This window comes from Bacteroidota bacterium (genome assembly GCA_016722565.1).
GTDB lineage: Bacteria > Bacteroidota > Bacteroidia > 2-12-FULL-35-15 > 2-12-FULL-35-15 > 2-12-FULL-35-15.
On record JADKIU010000001.1, the window covers coordinates 628,263 to 646,369 of the forward strand.

The 18,107-nt window shown below is 37.5% G+C and carries 18 protein-coding genes; 4 read left to right on the forward strand and 14 right to left on the reverse strand.

Annotated features, from left to right (window positions below; genetic code table 11):
• The gene (locus tag IPP64_02510; GenBank protein ID MBL0328302.1) at nt 1–1,314 is read left to right on the forward strand and encodes an aspartate kinase; all 1,314 of its coding nucleotides are present in this window, start codon (nt 1–3) and stop codon (nt 1,312–1,314) included.
• Here the strand turns inward: IPP64_02510 and IPP64_02515 are convergent.
• The 12 genes from IPP64_02515 to kynU form a co-directional block, all read right to left on the reverse strand.
• Nucleotides 1,309–2,241 carry a hydroxyacid dehydrogenase gene (locus tag IPP64_02515; protein MBL0328303.1) on the reverse strand — a complete coding sequence of 311 codons (933 nt, stop codon included), beginning with the start codon at nt 2,239–2,241 and terminating at the stop codon, nt 1,309–1,311. The two genes, IPP64_02510 and IPP64_02515, sit on opposite strands and share 6 nt — an antisense overlap.
• A gap of 50 nt (nt 2,242–2,291) precedes the next feature.
• Nucleotides 2,292–3,473: a magnesium transporter gene (mgtE, locus tag IPP64_02520; GenBank protein ID MBL0328304.1), complete on the reverse strand. Its 1,182-nt coding sequence runs from the start codon at nt 3,471–3,473 to the stop codon at nt 2,292–2,294.
• Nucleotides 3,424–3,684, reverse strand: a complete 261-nt coding sequence (locus IPP64_02525) for a hypothetical protein (GenBank protein ID MBL0328305.1) — start codon at nt 3,682–3,684, stop codon at nt 3,424–3,426. Before IPP64_02525 ends, mgtE begins: the two co-directional genes overlap by 50 nt.
• Nucleotides 3,685–3,758: 74 nt before the next feature.
• On the reverse strand, nt 3,759–4,538 hold the full coding sequence (gene rsmA, locus IPP64_02530; protein MBL0328306.1) for a 16S rRNA (adenine(1518)-N(6)/adenine(1519)-N(6))-dimethyltransferase RsmA: 780 nt from the start codon (nt 4,536–4,538) through the stop codon (nt 3,759–3,761).
• Nucleotides 4,539–4,540: 2 nt separating this feature from the next.
• Complete coding sequence (locus tag IPP64_02535) at nt 4,541–4,843, reverse strand: DUF4286 family protein (GenBank protein ID MBL0328307.1); 303 nt, start codon at nt 4,841–4,843, stop codon at nt 4,541–4,543.
• A 5-nt stretch (nt 4,844–4,848) separates the two neighbouring features.
• Complete coding sequence (locus IPP64_02540; GenBank protein MBL0328308.1) at nt 4,849–5,334, reverse strand: hypothetical protein; 486 nt, start codon at nt 5,332–5,334, stop codon at nt 4,849–4,851.
• 13 nt (nt 5,335–5,347) lie between these two features.
• The gene (locus tag IPP64_02545; protein ID MBL0328309.1) at nt 5,348–7,120 is read right to left on the reverse strand and encodes a tetratricopeptide repeat protein; all 1,773 of its coding nucleotides are present in this window, start codon (nt 7,118–7,120) and stop codon (nt 5,348–5,350) included.
• A 249-nt stretch (nt 7,121–7,369) separates the two neighbouring features.
• Complete coding sequence (locus IPP64_02550; protein ID MBL0328310.1) at nt 7,370–7,522, reverse strand: hypothetical protein; 153 nt, start codon at nt 7,520–7,522, stop codon at nt 7,370–7,372.
• Nucleotides 7,523–7,613: 91 nt separating this feature from the next.
• Nucleotides 7,614–8,957 carry an FAD-dependent monooxygenase gene (locus IPP64_02555; protein MBL0328311.1) on the reverse strand — a complete coding sequence of 448 codons (1,344 nt, stop codon included), beginning with the start codon at nt 8,955–8,957 and terminating at the stop codon, nt 7,614–7,616.
• A gap of 132 nt (nt 8,958–9,089) precedes the next feature.
• Nucleotides 9,090–9,362, reverse strand: coding sequence for a YdeI/OmpD-associated family protein (locus tag IPP64_02560; protein MBL0328312.1), 273 nt, complete (start codon nt 9,360–9,362; stop codon nt 9,090–9,092).
• Nucleotides 9,334–9,597: a DUF1905 domain-containing protein gene (locus tag IPP64_02565; protein ID MBL0328313.1), complete on the reverse strand. Its 264-nt coding sequence runs from the start codon at nt 9,595–9,597 to the stop codon at nt 9,334–9,336. The genes IPP64_02560 and IPP64_02565 overlap by 29 nt, the downstream gene beginning before the upstream one ends.
• Nucleotides 9,598–9,711: 114 nt before the next feature.
• Nucleotides 9,712–10,980, reverse strand: a complete 1,269-nt coding sequence (gene kynU / locus IPP64_02570; GenBank protein MBL0328314.1) for a kynureninase — start codon at nt 10,978–10,980, stop codon at nt 9,712–9,714.
• A gap of 137 nt (nt 10,981–11,117) precedes the next feature.
• On the opposite strand from kynU, the gene hemL reads away from it, so the two are divergent.
• A complete protein-coding gene (gene hemL / locus IPP64_02575) occupies nt 11,118–12,410 on the forward strand; it encodes a glutamate-1-semialdehyde 2,1-aminomutase (protein ID MBL0328315.1) in 1,293 nt (430 codons plus the stop codon).
• Nucleotide 12,411: 1 nt separating this feature from the next.
• On the opposite strand, the gene IPP64_02580 is transcribed toward hemL, so the two are convergent.
• Complete coding sequence (locus tag IPP64_02580) at nt 12,412–13,260, reverse strand: UbiA family prenyltransferase (protein MBL0328316.1); 849 nt, start codon at nt 13,258–13,260, stop codon at nt 12,412–12,414.
• 19 nt (nt 13,261–13,279) lie between these two features.
• The gene (locus tag IPP64_02585; protein ID MBL0328317.1) at nt 13,280–13,918 is read right to left on the reverse strand and encodes a hypothetical protein; all 639 of its coding nucleotides are present in this window, start codon (nt 13,916–13,918) and stop codon (nt 13,280–13,282) included.
• 134 nt (nt 13,919–14,052) lie between these two features.
• Here IPP64_02585 and gcvP point away from each other — a divergent pair, with 134 nt between their 5' ends.
• Both gcvP and IPP64_02595 read left to right on the forward strand, forming a co-directional pair.
• Nucleotides 14,053–16,926: an aminomethyl-transferring glycine dehydrogenase gene (gene gcvP, locus IPP64_02590; GenBank protein ID MBL0328318.1), complete on the forward strand. Its 2,874-nt coding sequence runs from the start codon at nt 14,053–14,055 to the stop codon at nt 16,924–16,926.
• 110 nt (nt 16,927–17,036) lie between these two features.
• Nucleotides 17,037–18,035, forward strand: a complete 999-nt coding sequence (locus IPP64_02595) for a T9SS type A sorting domain-containing protein (GenBank protein ID MBL0328319.1) — start codon at nt 17,037–17,039, stop codon at nt 18,033–18,035.
• Nucleotides 18,036–18,107: the final 72 nt, after the last annotated feature.

Sequence of the window (18,107 nt, forward strand, 5' to 3'; positions counted from 1 at the left end):
ATGAAAGTATTCAAATTCGGTGGCGCATCCGTGAAAGATGCAAAAGCGGTAAAAAATGTAGCAGAAATTCTTAAGTTTTTTCCAAAAGAAAATATTTTGGTGGTGGTGTCTGCGATGGGAAAAGTAACCAATGCTTTGGAGCGTTTGACAGATGCAATTTTTTATCCGGCAAAAATTTCAGATGAACAAAAGGAAAGTGCATCAACGATTTTGGCGGAAATTAAAAAGTATCATTTTGATATTATTGAAGAGCTATTTCCTTCGAAAACGCATCCTATTTATAATGAAATCAACAATACATTCGTGGAGCTGGATTGGGCTGTGGAAGATACACCAACAGAAAATTACAATTATGAGTATGATAAGATTGTAAGCATGGGTGAAATTATTTCTACAAAAATTGTTCAAGCGTATTTAAAAGAAGTTGGATTGAATAGTCAATGGAAAGACGTTCGCGACTTTATCCAAACAGACAATACCTACAGAGAAGGAAAAGTAGATTGGGAGTTGACTCAAACTTTAGTCGATGAACATTTAATGACCGCTATCAAGTCCCCCTTAGAAGGGGGCAAGGGGGATGACGCAAAAATCATCGTTACACAAGGATTTATTGGTGGGACTTCCGAAAACTTTACCACAACCTTAGGTCGTGAAGGATCCGATTATACAGCTGCAATCCTAGCATATACAACCAATGCCGAAAGTGTAACCATTTGGAAAGATGTTCCGGGTGTATTGAATGCCGATCCGAAATGGTTTGATGAAACCAAAAAGCTCGAACAGATTTCGTATCAAGATGCAATTGAGTTGGCGTATTACGGAGCGACTGTCATTCACCCGAAAACAATTAAACCTTTACAGAATAAAAAGATTCCTCTGTTGGTAAAATCATTTTTGAATCCTTCTGAAAAAGGGACAATCATCAATGAAGTGCAATCGCCTTTGCCAATTCCTTGTTTTATTTTTAAAGTAAATCAGGTGTTGATTTCTATTTCTCCAAAAGACTTCTCCTTTATTGCAGAAGAAAATTTCAGTAATATATTTAATCTATTTGCCGAAAAGCAGGTGAAAGTAAATGTGATGCAAAATTCAGCAATCAGCTTTTCAGTGAGTGTGGATGCGGATGAACGTAAACTTCCTGATTTAATTAAAACACTTCAGAAACAGTATCGCGTTTTATATAACGACAATTTAGAATTAATTACCATTCGTTATTATGATCAAGCGACCATTGATAGAGTAACAATAGATAAAAAAGTGTTATTGGAAGTGAAGAGTAGATATACGGTGCAGTTGGTGGTGAAGCCGTTATAGGCTTAATATTTTCTCAGCCAAAACTCTCGCAATTTTCTCATTGCTCTCCTGTGTCCAGCCAGCAATGTGAGGAGATAAAACTACATTATCCGATTGAATCAAGTATTGAAATGCTTCAGGAAGTTGTTTGGTGTCTAACGCCTCAAACGAAAGCATTTCATATTCCATTACATCCAAGCAAGTACCAAGTACTTTCCCAGATTTTAAATTTTTAACTAAGTCGGAAGTGTTTAAACATTTTCCTCTTGCAGTATTGATGATGTAAATGTTTTTCGAAAACTTATTTATAAATGAATCGTTGATTAAATAATTTGTTTCATCGGTAAGTGGAGTGTGTAAACTTAATACATCAGCATTTTTAAAAATTTCGTCAAGCGTAGATTCTTTTACGACATCAGTTCCGTAATTCTTTTTGTATTTATCGTATACCAATACATTCACACCAAAACCTTTTAAACGTTCTGCGAAAGCGCTACCCATATTTCCGTAACCGATAATTCCAATGGTCTTTCCCATTAATTCCACTCCACGATTTCCTTCACGAATCCATTTGCCTTCACGTACTTCTTTGTTGGCTCTGAATAAATTATTAAATAAACCTAATAACATTCCTATTGCTTGTTCTGCAACTGCATCTTTGTTTCCTTCGGGTGCATGCAAACATTTTATGCCTTTACTTTCAGCATATGCCACATCAATGTTTTCCATTCCCGCTCCGGCTCGAGCAATAAACTTCAACTTTGTTGCTTTGTCGATTAGTTCTTTTGTGATTTTTATTTTACTGCGAATAACAATACCATCATACAAGTGAATGTTGTTTTCAATTTCCTCTTTTGTCCATTGATAATTCAAGTCGCAGGTATGTCCCGCTTTGATAAGCGTTTCGTGTAATAATGAATGATTGGAATCGATAAAGAGAATGTTCATTTTTTAAGGCAATTAAAATTACGCAGGTTGAAAACCTGCGATACGGTATTTTAAACAATTACACTTCCCAAAAGCAAGGATGCAACAGAAAAATAAATAATCAATCCGGTGATGTCTACTAAGGTAGCCACGAATGGCGCTGAAGAAACAGCAGGATCAAATCCAAAACGTTTTAAAATTAGCGGGAACAAGGAGCCAATGATGTTTCCCCAAAGTACAACACCAACCAGTGAGGTGCCGACAGTAAAAGCAATTTCTCTCCAGTGTGGACCATAAATTGGGGTGAACTGTGACCAAACAGCAACTCTTAAAAATCCAATAACACCGAGTATCAAGCCCAAGATAAATCCTACTTTTATTTCACGTTGGATGATGGTCCACCAATTGCGAATAGTGATTTCACCCAATGCTAATGCACGGATAACAAGTGTAGAGGCTTGTGATCCGGTATTTCCTCCGCTGGAGATAATTAAAGGGACAAACAAAGAGAGGATGACCACTTTTGCTATTTCATTTTCGAAAAAGCCCATAACCGTTACTGTTAATGTTTCTCCTAAAAATAAGATGACCAGCCAACCGGCACGCTTTTTCAGAATTCCCCAGATAGAAACATTCATGTACGGTTCGTCAAGGGCTTCCATACCGGCCATTTTCTGAAGGTCTTCCGTTTCTTCTTCTCTTCGAACATCAACGATGTCATCAATCGTGATTCGTCCAACCAATCGTCCTAAGGCGTCTACAACCGGCAAAACTACCAAGTTGTATTTATCCATTAGATTGGCAACTTCTTCGGCATCGGTATTGGTTTTTACTGAAATGACTTTTGGATCGTATATTTCAGAAACACGTGAGCGAGTAGAGGAGACGATTAATTTTTTCAGGTGAAGTAACCCAACTAATTTTTCATCATCATCTACTACATAAATAGCATAAATGTTTTCTACGTTGTCGGCTTGCTCACGGATTTCACGCACACATTCAATGGCGTTACTGTTTACATGCACACGAACCAACTCGGTAGCCATTAAACCACCGGCAGTATTTTCATCGTAATTTAAAAGTTCAACAATGTCGCTGGCTTGTTCACTATCTTCCATGTGCGACAAAACCTCATCTTGCACTGCATCCGGAAGTTCTGCGATAACGTCAGCCGCATCATCGGAATCCATGTTGTCGATGTGCTCAGCAATTTCTTTTGAGGTAAAGGGAAGCAAGGAAGTCTTCACGAACATCGTCATCCAGTTCAACCAACACATCGGCCGCAATTTGTTCATCCAATAAAGAATAAACATACTTGGCTTCTTCAATTTCGAGTTCATTAAATACAACAGCAATATCCGGTGGATACAGCTCTTTAAATTGATTAACGACAAATGCTCCGTTACGAGCACGAATGGCTTCACGGAGTTGAATTAAAAAGTCGTCTGTTAATTCAAATTGCACTTTATCTTGTATTTAGATAGATACGGGTGCAAAGGTAAGATTTATACCTATTGGAGCGAACGTTTAACGGAAATTTAAACTTCAACCATATTTGTCAGGTTTACAAAGTCGGCAACCGATAATTCTTCAGCCCGTTGCGTAAGATATTTATGGTCTAGAAACTCAGGTTTTAGCTTAAATGCTTTAATGGAATTCCGCAATGTTTTCCTACGTTGGTTGAATCCCGCCTTTACAACTTGCTTGAATAGTTTCTCGTTACAATCAAGTTGTTGTAGATTGTTTCTTGTGAGGCGAATAACCGCGGATTGTACTTTTGGTGGCGGATTAAATACACTGGCATCTACCGTAAATAAATATTCTATATCGTAAAAGGCTTGCAATAAAACACTGGTAATTCCATAAGTTTTATTTCGGGGTTTAGAAGCGATGCGCTCGGCTACTTCCTTTTGGAACATTCCAACTACTTCAGGAACTTGGTTTTTATGATCCAGAACTTTGAATAAAATTTCGGTTGAAATATTATACGGGAAGTTCCCAATAACAGCAAATGGCTCGTTATTAAATAAATTATCGAAATCCAATTTTAAAAAATCACCTTCAATAATTTTATTTTCAAGTATAGGAAAATTTTGTTTTAAGTATGCGATGGATTCTCTGTCAATATCGATAATAAATGTTTCGTATTGTTTTTCCTCAATCAAATACTTTGTAAGGACGCCCATTCCGGGGCCAACTTCAATTATTTTTTTATAGAGGGAGGAATGCTTGAGACTTTTAACAATGTTCAGCGCGATGGTTTCATCCTTTAAAAAATGCTGTCCTAAATGTTTTTTTGCACGAACTTGTTCTGTCATATCTATTTAATTACTTCTAATAAAGTTCTAAATGCAACAAACTTGTTTGCATATCTATCGGCAACTTCTTTTTGCAAGCGGGGTGCATGCAATCGTTGGTATTCTTTCAAGTCTTCCATGTTTTTGCTGGTGTACTGAAAAGAGTAGGTGATGCCTTGTTCTTCATCTACTAATACTTTGCACAATTTGTTTTCAAGAAAAAATCCTGTAGCCATTACATCCGGAATGTGTTTGGTTTTCATCCATTCCAGCCATTCATCATGCACATCTTTTTCGATGTTAATGGTAACGTTGTATATTATCATTTTAATTATTCTGTTAGTTTAAAGTACGTTACTAATAATTTCTTATCTATATCAATTGAGCTTTTCAGTTGTGGGGCTTCTTCTCCATTGAATAAATAAATGCCCCATGCTGGGTCTTCTGCTTTAAGTTTTGACAAGTCTATAAGAATGTGTTCGTTTTTAATGGTTTTAAAATCGAGTAGTTTTTTAGTTGTAGGAAACGATTTAATCATTAATGAATCGGCAAGCACTTCTGCTTGAGATAAATAATAGGAATAGTCATCCATGGCTGCATAAAAGCTGGTTGAATCATCGTTTTTCATTTGCCACAATTCAAGGCTATCGGGAATGATAAATACCAAACAAGGTTGGTCAATATAAAACGTCAAGGAGTCCGTGTTTTCAGCTTTTATTGTTTCGGTTTCAACGGTGTTGGTTTTGCTTTCAGAGTTAGAACAAGAAGCAAAAAAAATGGTGATTCCCCCAAGTAAAAGTAAAATTGTTGTTTTCAAAGGCATCTAAAAATTAGTTAATACTATCTCCTCTTAATTTCCGGAAGCGTTTTCGTGCTTCCACCACATACAAGCTATCCGGATATTTTTCTAATAGCTGTTGATAAAGTTCTTTTGCTTTATCTGTGTTTTTAAATTGATTTTCATAAAGGTCGGCTAGTTTAAACAATGCATCATCAGCAAGAATGTCCTCGCCATAATTTTTTAGAATTTCTTCAAAGTATTCAGCTGCTTTTTCGAACTGCATTTTTTTGAGTGCAATTTGCGCTTTTTTATAAACGATATCATCTGCGAGTGCATGGTTAGGATAGGTCTTATTTAAAGAATCAAAAAGTAGAAATGCCTCTGCATCCAAATTGCGGAAAGCGAATAAATCGGCCATAGCAAAGAGTTCTAGCGGTGCTTCATTCGTATCGATTGCCAATGCATCACTGATGGTTAATGAGAGTTGCAATGCGTCATTGGCGATTAACTTTGATGTTGCACCTTTCAAAACATCCAGTTGTGTTTGGGCCCAGCCGAAATCTCCTGTGTAATAAGAAATTCTTGCAACTCTAAATTTTGCTTCTTGTCCGATAACATCGTACTTAAATGCTTTTTCTACTTGTGAATAACGTAAGGATGCTTCCCAGATATCACCTGTCATTAATAGTACATCAGCCAACTCTAATTTGCATTCAGCCTGCGTTATCGGTGCTAATTTAGGCATGTTTATCGCTTCTTCCAGAATGGTTTTTGCCTCATCGGTTTTGTTTAAATAGAAAGCTTGAAGGTGCGCCAGATTTTTTAATAAAGGAACAGTGCTCGGTGATTTACCTAACTCTTCGATGGTCGTTAAATAATTTTTTTCTAATTCAGTTAAATCGAGTGGTGTATAGTTTCCTTTGGAAACAACTTTTTGATAGTAGACATTCAAAAGTTCGATGCGTGCATTGGTGTAATAATAAATATCTGGACCTTTTGCAATCACATAGTTGTAAGCTTTAATGGAAACATCGTAGGCTTCGTTTTGTGCAAAAAGTTGTGCGAGTCCCATCACACGATTGCCTTCTTCCTTTTTTCTTTTGTCCAATGCTTTTGCCTGTACAAAAGCACCTTCCCAGTCTTTCTGCTGAATTTGCATCCAAATTAGTAATTCCGATAAAATTGTTTTATCCGGATTTTTTGAAATGCGTTTAAGGAGTTCTGTTTTTAATTGTTCGTTTTGTTTTTGATCGGCTTCGTTCCCGAAGCTGGTTTGCAATGCATTTTGAACGCTTTGAATGTAGGATTCTTGTTTTTCCAAAACATCCAGATACTCGTTAATCATGGCGATATTATCGCCTTTCATTTTATAAACATCAGCCAGCTCAAAGCTAAACGGATAATTATTTTCAGAAATTTTTCTTCCTTTCAAATAAGTCGCTAAGGCAAAATCGTATTGACGAATTTTAAGAAAAGCGTTGGCCACAGAAAATACCTGTTCGTCATATTTAATTGCTTTGATGGCCGATTCCCAGGTAGATTTTGCTTTTTCAGGATCTTCAGAAAGTGTATACACCGTTCCTAAATCAACGATGAAGTTGGGTGCATCTGGGTTTTGTTTAATTTGTTTTCTTGCAATCTTTTCTGCTTTCTTAAAATCTTTTGTTTCGAGCAAACAATTTAAATATGGCAGATAAAATTCTTGCGGAGATTTTTTATTGTAGAGCTTTTCGTAATAATCCAATGCTTTATCAAATTCTTTGTTTTGATAAAATTGCAAAGCCAATTGCTCATCTGTTCCGGGTTGAGCAAATGTGTGCAATTGAATAATTACAAATAGAAAAAATAATATGTGTTTAATAGCCTTCAATACTTAATAAACGTTTTTTAGTCTTGATTCTTATGTCTTAAATCCTTATTCTTTATTTATATCCAATTATTTCCAATACCACTGCTTTGGCTTCAATATCCAATCCGTTTCGTAAAGTTAGTAAACTTCCTTGTTTTAAATGCTCACCAAATCCGACCGGGGCATAGAGCACTGCATTTAAAACGGCTGTTTGCCCTTGTTCTATTGGCTTTTGTAGAGTTCAATCTGGCATTCGGTGGAGTAACTTTTGGCTCCTTTTACATAGGCTTGCGGGCGATAAATGCCCATTAACTCATATTTGCTCAGATTTTCAACGAGCAGTTTAACGATGAGGTATTTTTTGGAGTAAATCATTTTCAGGTCAAGATGTAAGATTCAAGAGACAAGATTTTCTAGCGTGAATATTTTACCTTAACTCTTGATTCTAGTATCTTGATTCTATCTTCTAAAGACTATTCAAAATTGCTTTCTCCACTTCTTCGCTGTTCCATTTCGTTTCGATATCAGGGAACATAGCCATCACTTTTTTCATAATTTCATCTTGCTGGTTTCCTACTCTGAATGCCTCAGAGTAGCGAATGTGGCTGAAGGTAACTTGACTGTAAACCGGCATCCATTTGTCGGGATGTTTTTCTGAAAAATGTGCTTCGATTTTCTTCTGCAATAAAAATTTTGGGTCAGCAACATAGTCGCGCATCACATGATAATTTTGTAAGGATAAGTCTTGAACGCCATCCCCATCCGGCTTACGCAATATTTGATATTCTTCAAATACTTTTGTCCAATCTTCCTTGTGCTTTTGCATCAATTGCCACATAACGGTACAATCTTCAAAACCGCAGTTCATCCCTTGTCCGAAAAATGGAACCGTAGCATGTGCTGCATCGCCCATTAATGCTGTTTTCCCATGTGTCCATGGATAACAACGTATAATTGCCAAAGCAGATAATGGATGGTTTTCCCACGCATCCGCAATGTTGGGCATCATGGTGTAAAAATCAGGGAACGTAGTTTTGAAAAATTCATTTACATTTTCTTTTGTTTTTAACGATTCAAAAGATTTTTCTCCTTGCATTGGCATAAAGAGTGTGCAAGTAAAAGAACCGTCCTCATTCGGTAAAGCAATCAACATAAATCTTCCACGGGGCCAAATGTGTAAAGCGTGTTTTTCGATTGGGTAAGAGCCATCCGGATTTGCCGGCAATAGAATTTCGCGATAACCATCTTCAATAAAACGCTGACTGTAATCAAATCGATCCAGTTTTTGCATGGCGTTGTAACGGACAGCAGAAAAGGCGCCATCGGCAGCGAAAACAACATCGGAGTGATAGGTTTTCTTTTCTTTTGTTTCACCATGTTCGGTGGAAACAATTCCTTTTACTAAATCAACATCGGTGCAACGTTCGTTATAAAATATTTCAGCATTCCCAACTTCTTCCGCGATTGTCATCATGCGAGCATTCAACCCACCTCTCGAAACCGAATAGATGGCTTGTCCTTCTTTTCCGTAAGGTTGGTAGGATAAATTTCCTTTTAAGTCGTGCATGATTCTGCCCGGCATGGCAATGGCAATTTTTCTGATTTCGTCACCAATTCCAACCGTGTCTAATGCTTTCCAACCTCTGTCTGATAATGCCAAGTTGATTGATTTTCCGGCTGATATTTCAGCTTTACGAATATCTGGTCTGCGCTCTACAATGGTTACTTTATATCCGGCTTTTGATAAATAAACTGCCCAGAGTGAACCGACTAATCCTGCACCTACGATTGTTGCTGTTTTTTGACTCATAATTTTTTTATTTCAAATAAATAGTTTTGTTTCTAAAGTAAGAATGATAATTGTCAGTTTGTAAACAAGTAGTTTATTCAATTCTTTCGATTTCAGCTCCTGTTTATAACCGGCATTGACGAAGCATTAGCGCTATTTTTTAGCAATTCTAGCCCTTTTCTCAGCCCTCTCTTCGGCTAATTTCCCTTTCTCAACGTATTCTTTTTCAAGTCGCAATACACTTGCTATTGCTCTCCTTTCTCTTGTTGCTTTGTTTTTGGATCCAGCAACATATTTTGTATAATTTCTTTTGTAAGAAGGTGGAAAAGCATTAAACATTTTTTCTGCTTCCGGACTTGCTTCAAATGCTTCTATTAATTCTTCAGGTATTTTTAATTCAGCAAAATCTTCTTCTAATAATTTCAATCGTATCATTCGGTCCTTTTCGTATCGCTTTTCTGATTTCTTGCCGAATCGCCATACAATATTCACCTGTTCGCATCGGCATCAAAGAAGTGTCGTCAAACGGATAACCATCAATCGTTCCTTTTACTCTGACATGCCCTTTTCTTCCAAATACTTTTTTTACATCGATAGGAGTAATCACGACTACCCATGCTCCCATTTTTTGCATTTGTACTTTGAATTTCTGTTTTGACATTTTCTTTTACCACTGAGGACGCTGATTAATCGCAGCGAGCCACTGACTTGTATTTTTTAATATTTTTTCTCCGCGTTTCTCTTGATTTTCTCCTTTTACTCTGTGGTAATTTTTTTATAATGCAGCTTTTAAAATCTCTCCGAATCTAAAAACATCTTCAAACGAATTATACAAGGGAACAGGTGCGCAGCGAATTACATTCGGCTCACGCCAATCGGAAATAATTCCTGCTTCAGTTAGTTTGTTGAATAATTCTTTTCCTCTTCCATGAGCAACAATGGATAGTTGACAGCCACGTTGTTTCTTATCTCTTGGAGTAATGATTTCTAATTTTGTATCCAATGATTTATTGATGTCATCAATGATAAATTCTAAAAATCCGGTTAGTTGTTCTGCTTTGGAAACCAATGCATCCATTCCAACTTCATTAAAAATATCAACGGACGCTTTGTGCGCTGCCATAGATAAAACAGGCGCATTGCTCATCTGCCAAGCTTCTGCTGTTGGCATAGGAACAAAGCCTTTGTTCATTTTAAAACGTGTGTTTTTATCATGTCCCCACCATCCTGCAAACCGAATAATTTCAGGTTTGTTTAAATGGCGTTGGTGAATGAATGCACCTGCAACACCACCTGGACCGGAGTTCAAATATTTATAACTGCACCAACAAGCAAAATCAACATTCCAGTTGTGTAATTCCAATTTTAAATTTCCGGCAGCATGTGCTAAATCGAACCCAACCGTTGCACCGATTTTTTGTCCGGCTTCGGTAATGCCTTTCATGTCGAACACTTGACCGTTATAATAATTTACCCCACCAATCAGAATGGTTGCAATTGAATCTTTGTTTTTTTCGATTGCGGCTAAAATATCTTCATGTCGGATACAAACTTCACCTTCGCGGGGTGCTACTTCAATGATTGCATCGTCAGGATTTAATCCATGAAACTTCACTTGCGATTCCAATGCATATTGGTCGGATGGAAAAGCTTTTGCTTCACATAAAATTTTATAACGAGTTTTGGTAGGGCGATAAAAACTAACCAATAGCAAGTGTAAATTGACAGTGAGTTGGTTCATAACCACTACTTCTTCGGGTTTTGCACCAACAATTTTTGCAATCGGTTCAGCAAATTGTTCGTGATAAGGCATCCATGGTTTACGAGCATGAAAGTGGCCTTCAACACCAAATGTTGCCCAATCTTCTAATTCATTTAGAATATAATCTTGTGTTGCTTTCGGTTGCAATCCAAGTGAGTTTCCTGTGAAGTAAACGGTTTCACGGCCGTGCATGATCGGGAAATAAAATTTTTCACGGTAGCTTTTTAAGGGATCGGCAGCGTCTTGTTGTTTTGCAAACGCTAGTGTGTTCTGATAGGTCATAATTTATCTGTGGTTCTCATTTTTTTCTCTGCAATTCTCAGCGGTTAAATTTTACCGCAGAGCGCGGAGTTTTTTCGCAGAGGACACAGAGGTTATTGAATCCAAAGATATATATTTGCAGCCTAATATTTTCAATTATGAAGAGAGAAAAATCAGAAGCTTTGTTTGAGAAAGCTAAAAAATATTTTCCGGGAGGTGTAAACAGTCCAGTCCGCGCATTTCGCTCGGTTGGAGGAACACCTTTGTTTATTCAAAAAGGTAAAGGTTCCCATATTTGGGATGCCGATGGAAATGAGTTTATTGATTATTGTGGTTCTTGGGGTCCTTTGATTTTAGGTCATGCGAACGATAAAGTGGTAGATGCGATTAAAAGAACAGTAGAGAATGGAAGTTCATTCGGAGCCCCAACGGCTTTGGAGAATGAATTAGCAGAATTGATTTTAAGTAATAACAAATACATTCAAAAAATTCGTTTTGTTAGTTCAGGTACAGAAGCGGTGATGAGTGCAATTCGTTTAGCGAGAGGATATACCAAAAGAAACAAGATTTTGAAATTCGAAGGGTGTTATCATGGGCACAGTGATTCATTATTGGTAAAAGCCGGTTCGGGGTTGGTGACTTTTGGAAATACTTCATCAGCGGGGGTTCCGGAAAGTTTTGTGAATGAAACAATTGTTGTTTCATTGAACAATGAAGCCGCAGTGAAGCAAGCATTCGCTGAGTTTAAAGATCAGATCGCATGTGTGATTATTGAGCCGATTCCGGCTAACAATGGTTTGTTGTTGCAACGAAAAGAATATTTACAATTTTTACGTGACATCTGTACCGAAAATAAAACACTTTTGATTTTTGATGAAGTGATTAACGGATTCAGAGTTGGTTTTGAAGGTGCTGCAGGTTATTATAAAATTCAACCCGATATTATTACTTACGGAAAAATTATTGGTGGAGGCTTGCCTGTGGGGATGTATGGTGCTTCCGCAGAAATCATGAGCAATATTTCTCCGGAAGGAAATGTATATCAAGCAGGAACATTGAGTGGAAATCCTGTAGCGATGGCTGCCGGGATAGCGCAGTTGACGGAGTGTTTGAAGCCGAATTTTTATGAAGACTTAGAAAAAAAGACACAATTTTTAATTGAAAATATTCACTCACATTTTACTTCTTCCATTGTCCCTTTTAGCATCTATTCAGTCGGTTCCATATTCTGGATTGCTTTCACAGATAAAGAAGTTGTTCGCTCCGCAGAAGAGATTGATGCCGATTCGATGAGGTATTTTAGAATTTTGCACAAAGAATTATTGGAGCGAGGAATTTATTTGGGCCCATCCGGTTACGAAGTAGGTTTTGTATGTGAAGCACATACGGAAGAAGATTTGATAAAAACTGCAAAAGCGTTTGGTGAAGCGTTGGAAATAGCGATGAAATAAACTAAAGGTAGTTGACTGCAATCATTACAATCCCCTGCAAAATCATTGTTCCATCTAATAGTGCGGTATAAAAATATTCGCTCCGTTTCGATGAACTCATAAATACGATAATTGCATTTACTATTGCAGTTAGTAGTAATGCGATAAAAATCTTCATCGAAAATAGGTCAAGGAAAAACTCCGCGGCAATCAGAAGAATATAGATGAGCATACATCCGAAGCCAATCCATCGCGTCTTGTTTTCGCCTAATTTCTGACTCAGTGTAAAAATATTTTCTGCTTTGTCGATTTCCATATCGCGAATGTCGAATGGAATGCAAATGGCAATCATAAAAGTCAGTCGTACAAAAAAATGAAGAATTCCGCTTGGGGAAAAGAGTGGTGTGTTGGTTAAAAGTACTGGCACAACAGCAGTTACCATTGTCCATACAAAAGCCAAAGTCACGAGTTTAAAGAGTGTATTTTGTCGGAGTTTGATAGCCGGCAAAAAGTAGGCAATGGATAAAAGTAATAGTGGTGAGAGGTAGAATGCAATGCGATAATCGTTAAAGAAAAAAGTGATTGCAACACCCACGCATCCAATGATGGTAAGCATTTTTATGGTGAATTGATTTTCAAAAATCCATTTTCTGCGAATGGAGAAAAGACTATTATCTTTTTGTGGAGCATAAAAAATCCGTTGCAAGTTGTAGATAAATAAGGTTGCAAAAAAAGTAAGAAGAGAATAATAAATCAGAGTGTTGTTTGCTCCTAGCTGAATGAGACTGCTCTGTATGAGACAAACAGAACCGATTGCAACATAAATATTGCCGAAAAGAAGAAAGTTAATAAAGCGTTTGAGGAAATTCAATGCTTACAAAGTTGAACGACTAATCAAATCGAATTTCGTTGTTGGTCTTGTTTAAGATAATGCTTGTTCCGATTCCAACACCCAATCCGATTCCACCACCGATCAAGGAACTAATTTTTCTTTTCTTGCGAGCAACTCGTTCGTAGCCCATGATATAGGTGTCGTGTTTGATGCAGTCAACATTGGAGACAGAGCTGCTTTTTACTTTTACACGCGGCAATCCGGATAAAGCGGTAAACCCAAAAGGAGGAATCAAACATAAAAAACTTCCGGTTACTCCACCTGCTGCACCCAATACCATATTGCCCCAGAAGGCACCTTTTGCTTTAAAACCTCTTTCCGCGTCTTGCTCTCCAAGTATAAAGTAGCGCATTTCATCCACTGTAAATTCATTTCCAAGGATGGTGTCGTATACATACATGATGCTTTCTCCATTGGCGTTCGTGATAGAAAAAATTCGATCATTTTCGATAATATCGTTTTTGGTGCTGTCTTTTTTGCTTTTGATGGTTGTAACCCCATTTAAGGTATCTACAACTGTTCCGATAACGATTCCCCCGTTTAACAACAAAATAGTGTCTTTGCCTTTTTGAGCAATTGCGTTGGAAGAAAATACAACGAAAAGCCAAACAATTGTTATAGATAGGTGTTTAAACATAATTAGCGTTATAATTTGTTCAAAGATAACCATTCTGAATTATACCATCATTTTTATTATTTATTGTTGATAATTATCATATGATAAAATCTGTTTTCTAATTATATTTGCGTTCCTCAAAAAAAACGAAACGAATGATCACAACCGACAAATTTGTAAACCGCCACAATGGCCCACGCGAAAATGACGTAAAAGCCATGCTTGCTAAAATTGGAGCAAAAAGTGTAGATGAATTAATTGACCAAACTATTCCTGCCGCAATTCGATTGAAGAAGCCTTTGAATCTATCAGCGGGAATGACAGAATATAACTACCATAAGCATTTGCGTGCAATTGCTTCAAAAAATAAAATTTTCAAAACCTATATTGGTTTAGGGTATAGTAATACCATTATTCCTCCAGTAGTTCAACGCAATGTGTTGGAAAATCCGGGTTGGTATACGGCATATACTCCTTATCAGGCAGAAATTTCACAAGGTCGTTTAGAAGCCTTGTTGAATTTTCAAACGATGATTATGGATTTAACCGGGATGGAAATTGCAAATGCTTCTTTGTTGGATGAGGCAACCGCAGCAGCAGAAGCGATGGCTATGTTGTTTAGTAATCGTAACCGTGACCAAGTAAAAAACGGTGCGAATAAGTTTTTTGTTTCAAACGAATGTTATCCTCAAACGATTGATTTGTTAAAAACACGTTCTACTCCTTTAGGAATTGAGTTGGTGATTGGTGATTGGAAAGTTGCAAAGTTGGATGCCACGGTGTATGGTGCTATTTTACAATATCCTACAATTGATGGGAAAGTAAATGATTATGCTGATTTTGTAAAAAATGCAAAAGCAAATGGAATTGCCATTGCCGTTGCTGCAGATATTTTGAGTTTAGTATTGTTAACACCTCCGGGTGAATGGGGAGCAGATGTTGTGGTTGGTAATTCACAACGTTTTGGAGTTCCAATGGGTTATGGCGGTCCTCATGCTGCATTTTTTGCTTGCCGAGAAGAATATAAACGCATTATCCCAGGTCGTATCATTGGGGTTTCTGTGGATGCGCAAGGTAATCCGGCTTTGCGTATGGCATTGCAAACACGTGAGCAACATATTCGCAGAGATAAAGCGACATCCAACATTTGTACTGCTCAGGCTTTATTAGCAATTATGGCGAGTATGTATGCGGTTTATCATGGCCCTGATGGTATTAAAGGCATTGCGCAACAAGTGCATTTGTCGGCTGTAGCATTGGCTGCTGAGTTGAAAAAATTAGGCTATGGCATTGAGAACGATTCCTTTTTTGATACGATAAAAATTACCGGAACTGATAATGCAAAGGTTAAGCAATTAGCTGAAGCAGCTTCCATTAATTTCCGTTATACAGATACAGGAATCTCAATTGCAGTGGATCAAACAACAGATGCGGATGATTTAAATGCAATCATCGATATCTTTGCAAAAGCAGTAAACAAAGCTGGTTCAAAACTGACACAAGAACTTGTTTTTTCTCAAAAGGCAAACATCGCTGTTCGTAAATCAGCTATTTTAACACATGCTATTTTTAATACCTATCATTCCGAATCGGAAATGATGCGCTACATCAAACGTTTGGAGAATAAAGATTTATCCTTAACCCATTCGATGATTTCATTGGGTTCATGTACGATGAAATTAAATGCAGCTTCCGAATTAATGCCAATCACATGGCCGGAGTTTGCAAACATTCATCCGTTTGTTCCTATGGATCAGGCTGCAGGATATATCGAAATGATTGATGAGTTAGATCGTTCGTTGAGTGAAATTACAGGATTTGCAAAAATGAGTTTTCAGCCAAATTCAGGTGCTCAGGGTGAATATGCCGGCTTGTTGGTAATTCAAGCATACCATCAATCACGTGGTGATTCACACCGCAATATTGCATTGATTCCAACTTCAGCACATGGAACAAATCCTGCAAGTGCTGCAATGTGTGGGATGAAAATTGTGTTGGTGAAATGTGACGAAAAAGGAAATATTGACGTGAACGACATGCGCGAAAAAGCGGTGTTGCATAAAGATAACTTAGCATGTTTAATGGTGACCTATCCTAGTACTCATGGAGTATATGAGGAAAGCATAATTGAAATTACGAATATCATTCATGAAAATGGCGGACAAGTATATATGGATGGTGCGAACATGAATGCACAAGTTGGATTAACATCTCCGGGAAATATTGGTGCAGATGTATGTCACTTAAATTTACATAAAACATTCGCTATCCCTCATGGTGGCGGTGGACCGGGCATGGGACCAATCGGTGTTGCAAAACAATTGGTGCCATTTTTACCTTCGCATGTCTTGGTAAAAACAGGTGGCGAAAAAGGCATTTCAGCTGTATCTGCGGCCCCTTTCGGTAGTTCATTGATTTTATTGATTTCTTACGGATACATTAAAATGTTGGGAGGAGAAGGAGTTACTGAGGCTACTAAAATCGCTATTTTGAATGCAAATTATATCAAGGAAACATTAAAAGGCCATTATCCGACCTTGTACAGTGGTAAAAATGGTAGATGTGCCCATGAAATGATTTTGGATTGTGTTGAGTTTAAGCGCCTTGGTGGAGTTGAAGTAGGGGATATAGCAAAGCGTTTGATGGATTATGGCTATCATGCTCCAACGGTTTCTTTCCCTGTTCATGATACATTAATGGTAGAGCCGACAGAAAGCGAGTCGAAAGAAGAATTGGATCGTTTTTGTTCCGCTATGATATCCATTAAGAAAGAAATTGATGAAATCATCTCTGGAAAAGCAGATAAAGAAGACAATGTGATAAAAAATGCACCTCATACGGCAAAATCGGTGATTTCGGATGATTGGAAGCATGGTTATTCTCGCGAAAAGGCAGTTTATCCGTTAAAATGGGTGAAAGAATCTAAATTTTGGCCAAGTGTGGCAAGGATAGATAACGCTCACGGAGACAGGAACTTAATCTGTGCTTGTCCGCCAATTGAGGCCTATGCTGAACCCGAATTGGCATAGATTTAATTGGTAGTATTTGGTGAAATGGATGCTGTTTGTTAAATTTGTAATCTATCCTTTGCCGATAGGTTAAAAAAATGAAAATTAATTAATAACTAAAAAACAATAAAATGAAAAAAATTTACACGCTTATTGCTACTGTAGCGGTAGTTTTTTCTGCAACTGCGCAGAGAACAAACACAAATCTTCCAAGTATTGCTAGAACTCCTGTAATCAATACAGATGCTTCTAGAGCAACTGGAGATACTGTATTTTATTTTGACGGAAATGCTTTCTATGGTTTAGGTATCAGTGCTACAAGTACTCCTCCATTTGCATTTGCTAATGATGACGTTGATGGTGCAGCACCAAATGCAGCAATGACTCCATGGAATCCGGTTACTGATTGGAAATTTTTCTATGAAGAATTAGCGTTACCAGGAGATACAAACTTCTTTATGGGTGCTACTTCTTGGTTAAGCCCACTTGGAATGTCTGATGATTGGTTCGCTGTTGGACCTATAACAATTCCTGCTGCTGGTGCAGTTGCTTCTTGGAAACACAACATGCCTGATGGTGCTTACCGTGATGGATACAAAGTGTTTGTTTCAACAACAGGTTTAACTAACTACACAGATTTCACGAACCCTGCAATCTTCACAGTTACAGATATGGATGCTTCTACAGCTGGTGATACAGTAAATACTCCATACAATGTATTTGCTACAAGAACTGCTAGTTTAGCTGCTTTCGCTGGTCAAGATATCTACATTGGTATCCAACACCAAGCAAATGACATGTTCATTTTGTACATGGATGATCTTTTGGTAGTTGAAATGCCTGCAGGAGTGAATGAATTTGTGAACGGTGCTAAATTGTTCCAAAACATGCCAAACCCTGCTAGCTCTTTCTCTACAATCAACTACGAATTAGAGAACAATGCTCAAGTTTCATTAAATGTATATGATGTTACAGGAAAAGTTGTTTCTACTTTAAGCTTAGGTGAGCAAAATGCTGGAACTCATAACATGAACTACAGTGTAGAAAACCTTTCTGCTGGTGTTTATTACTATTCTTTAACAGTTAATAATGCTACTACAGCAGCTATGAAAATGGTTGTTATCAAGTAATCATTTAACTCATAATTATTAAGAAAGCCATCCCATTTGGGGTGGCTTTCTTATTTATATTAATAGATGAGC

What these genes read in the sequence shown, in the direction of transcription:
- IPP64_02510 (MBL0328302.1), top strand. Translation starts at nt 1, where the DNA reads ATGAAAGTATTCAAATTCGGTGGCGCATCCGTGAAAGATGCAAAAGCG.
- IPP64_02515 (MBL0328303.1), bottom strand. Translation starts at nt 2,241, where the DNA reads ATGAACATTCTCTTTATCGATTCCAATCATTCATTATTACACGAAACG.
- mgtE (MBL0328304.1), bottom strand. Translation starts at nt 3,473, where the DNA reads ATGTTCGTGAAGACTTCCTTGCTTCCCTTTACCTCAAAAGAAATTGCT.
- rsmA (MBL0328306.1), bottom strand. Translation starts at nt 4,538, where the DNA reads ATGACAGAACAAGTTCGTGCAAAAAAACATTTAGGACAGCATTTTTTA.
- IPP64_02535 (MBL0328307.1), bottom strand. Translation starts at nt 4,843, where the DNA reads ATGATAATATACAACGTTACCATTAACATCGAAAAAGATGTGCATGAT.
- IPP64_02550 (MBL0328310.1), bottom strand. Translation starts at nt 7,522, where the DNA reads ATGATTTACTCCAAAAAATACCTCATCGTTAAACTGCTCGTTGAAAAT.
- IPP64_02555 (MBL0328311.1), bottom strand. Translation starts at nt 8,957, where the DNA reads ATGAGTCAAAAAACAGCAACAATCGTAGGTGCAGGATTAGTCGGTTCA.
- IPP64_02565 (MBL0328313.1), bottom strand. Translation starts at nt 9,597, where the DNA reads ATGTCAAAACAGAAATTCAAAGTACAAATGCAAAAAATGGGAGCATGG.
- kynU (MBL0328314.1), bottom strand. Translation starts at nt 10,980, where the DNA reads ATGACCTATCAGAACACACTAGCGTTTGCAAAACAACAAGACGCTGCC.
- hemL (MBL0328315.1), top strand. Translation starts at nt 11,118, where the DNA reads ATGAAGAGAGAAAAATCAGAAGCTTTGTTTGAGAAAGCTAAAAAATAT.
- IPP64_02585 (MBL0328317.1), bottom strand. Translation starts at nt 13,918, where the DNA reads ATGTTTAAACACCTATCTATAACAATTGTTTGGCTTTTCGTTGTATTT.
- gcvP (MBL0328318.1), top strand. Translation starts at nt 14,053, where the DNA reads ATGATCACAACCGACAAATTTGTAAACCGCCACAATGGCCCACGCGAA.
- IPP64_02595 (MBL0328319.1), top strand. Translation starts at nt 17,037, where the DNA reads ATGAAAAAAATTTACACGCTTATTGCTACTGTAGCGGTAGTTTTTTCT.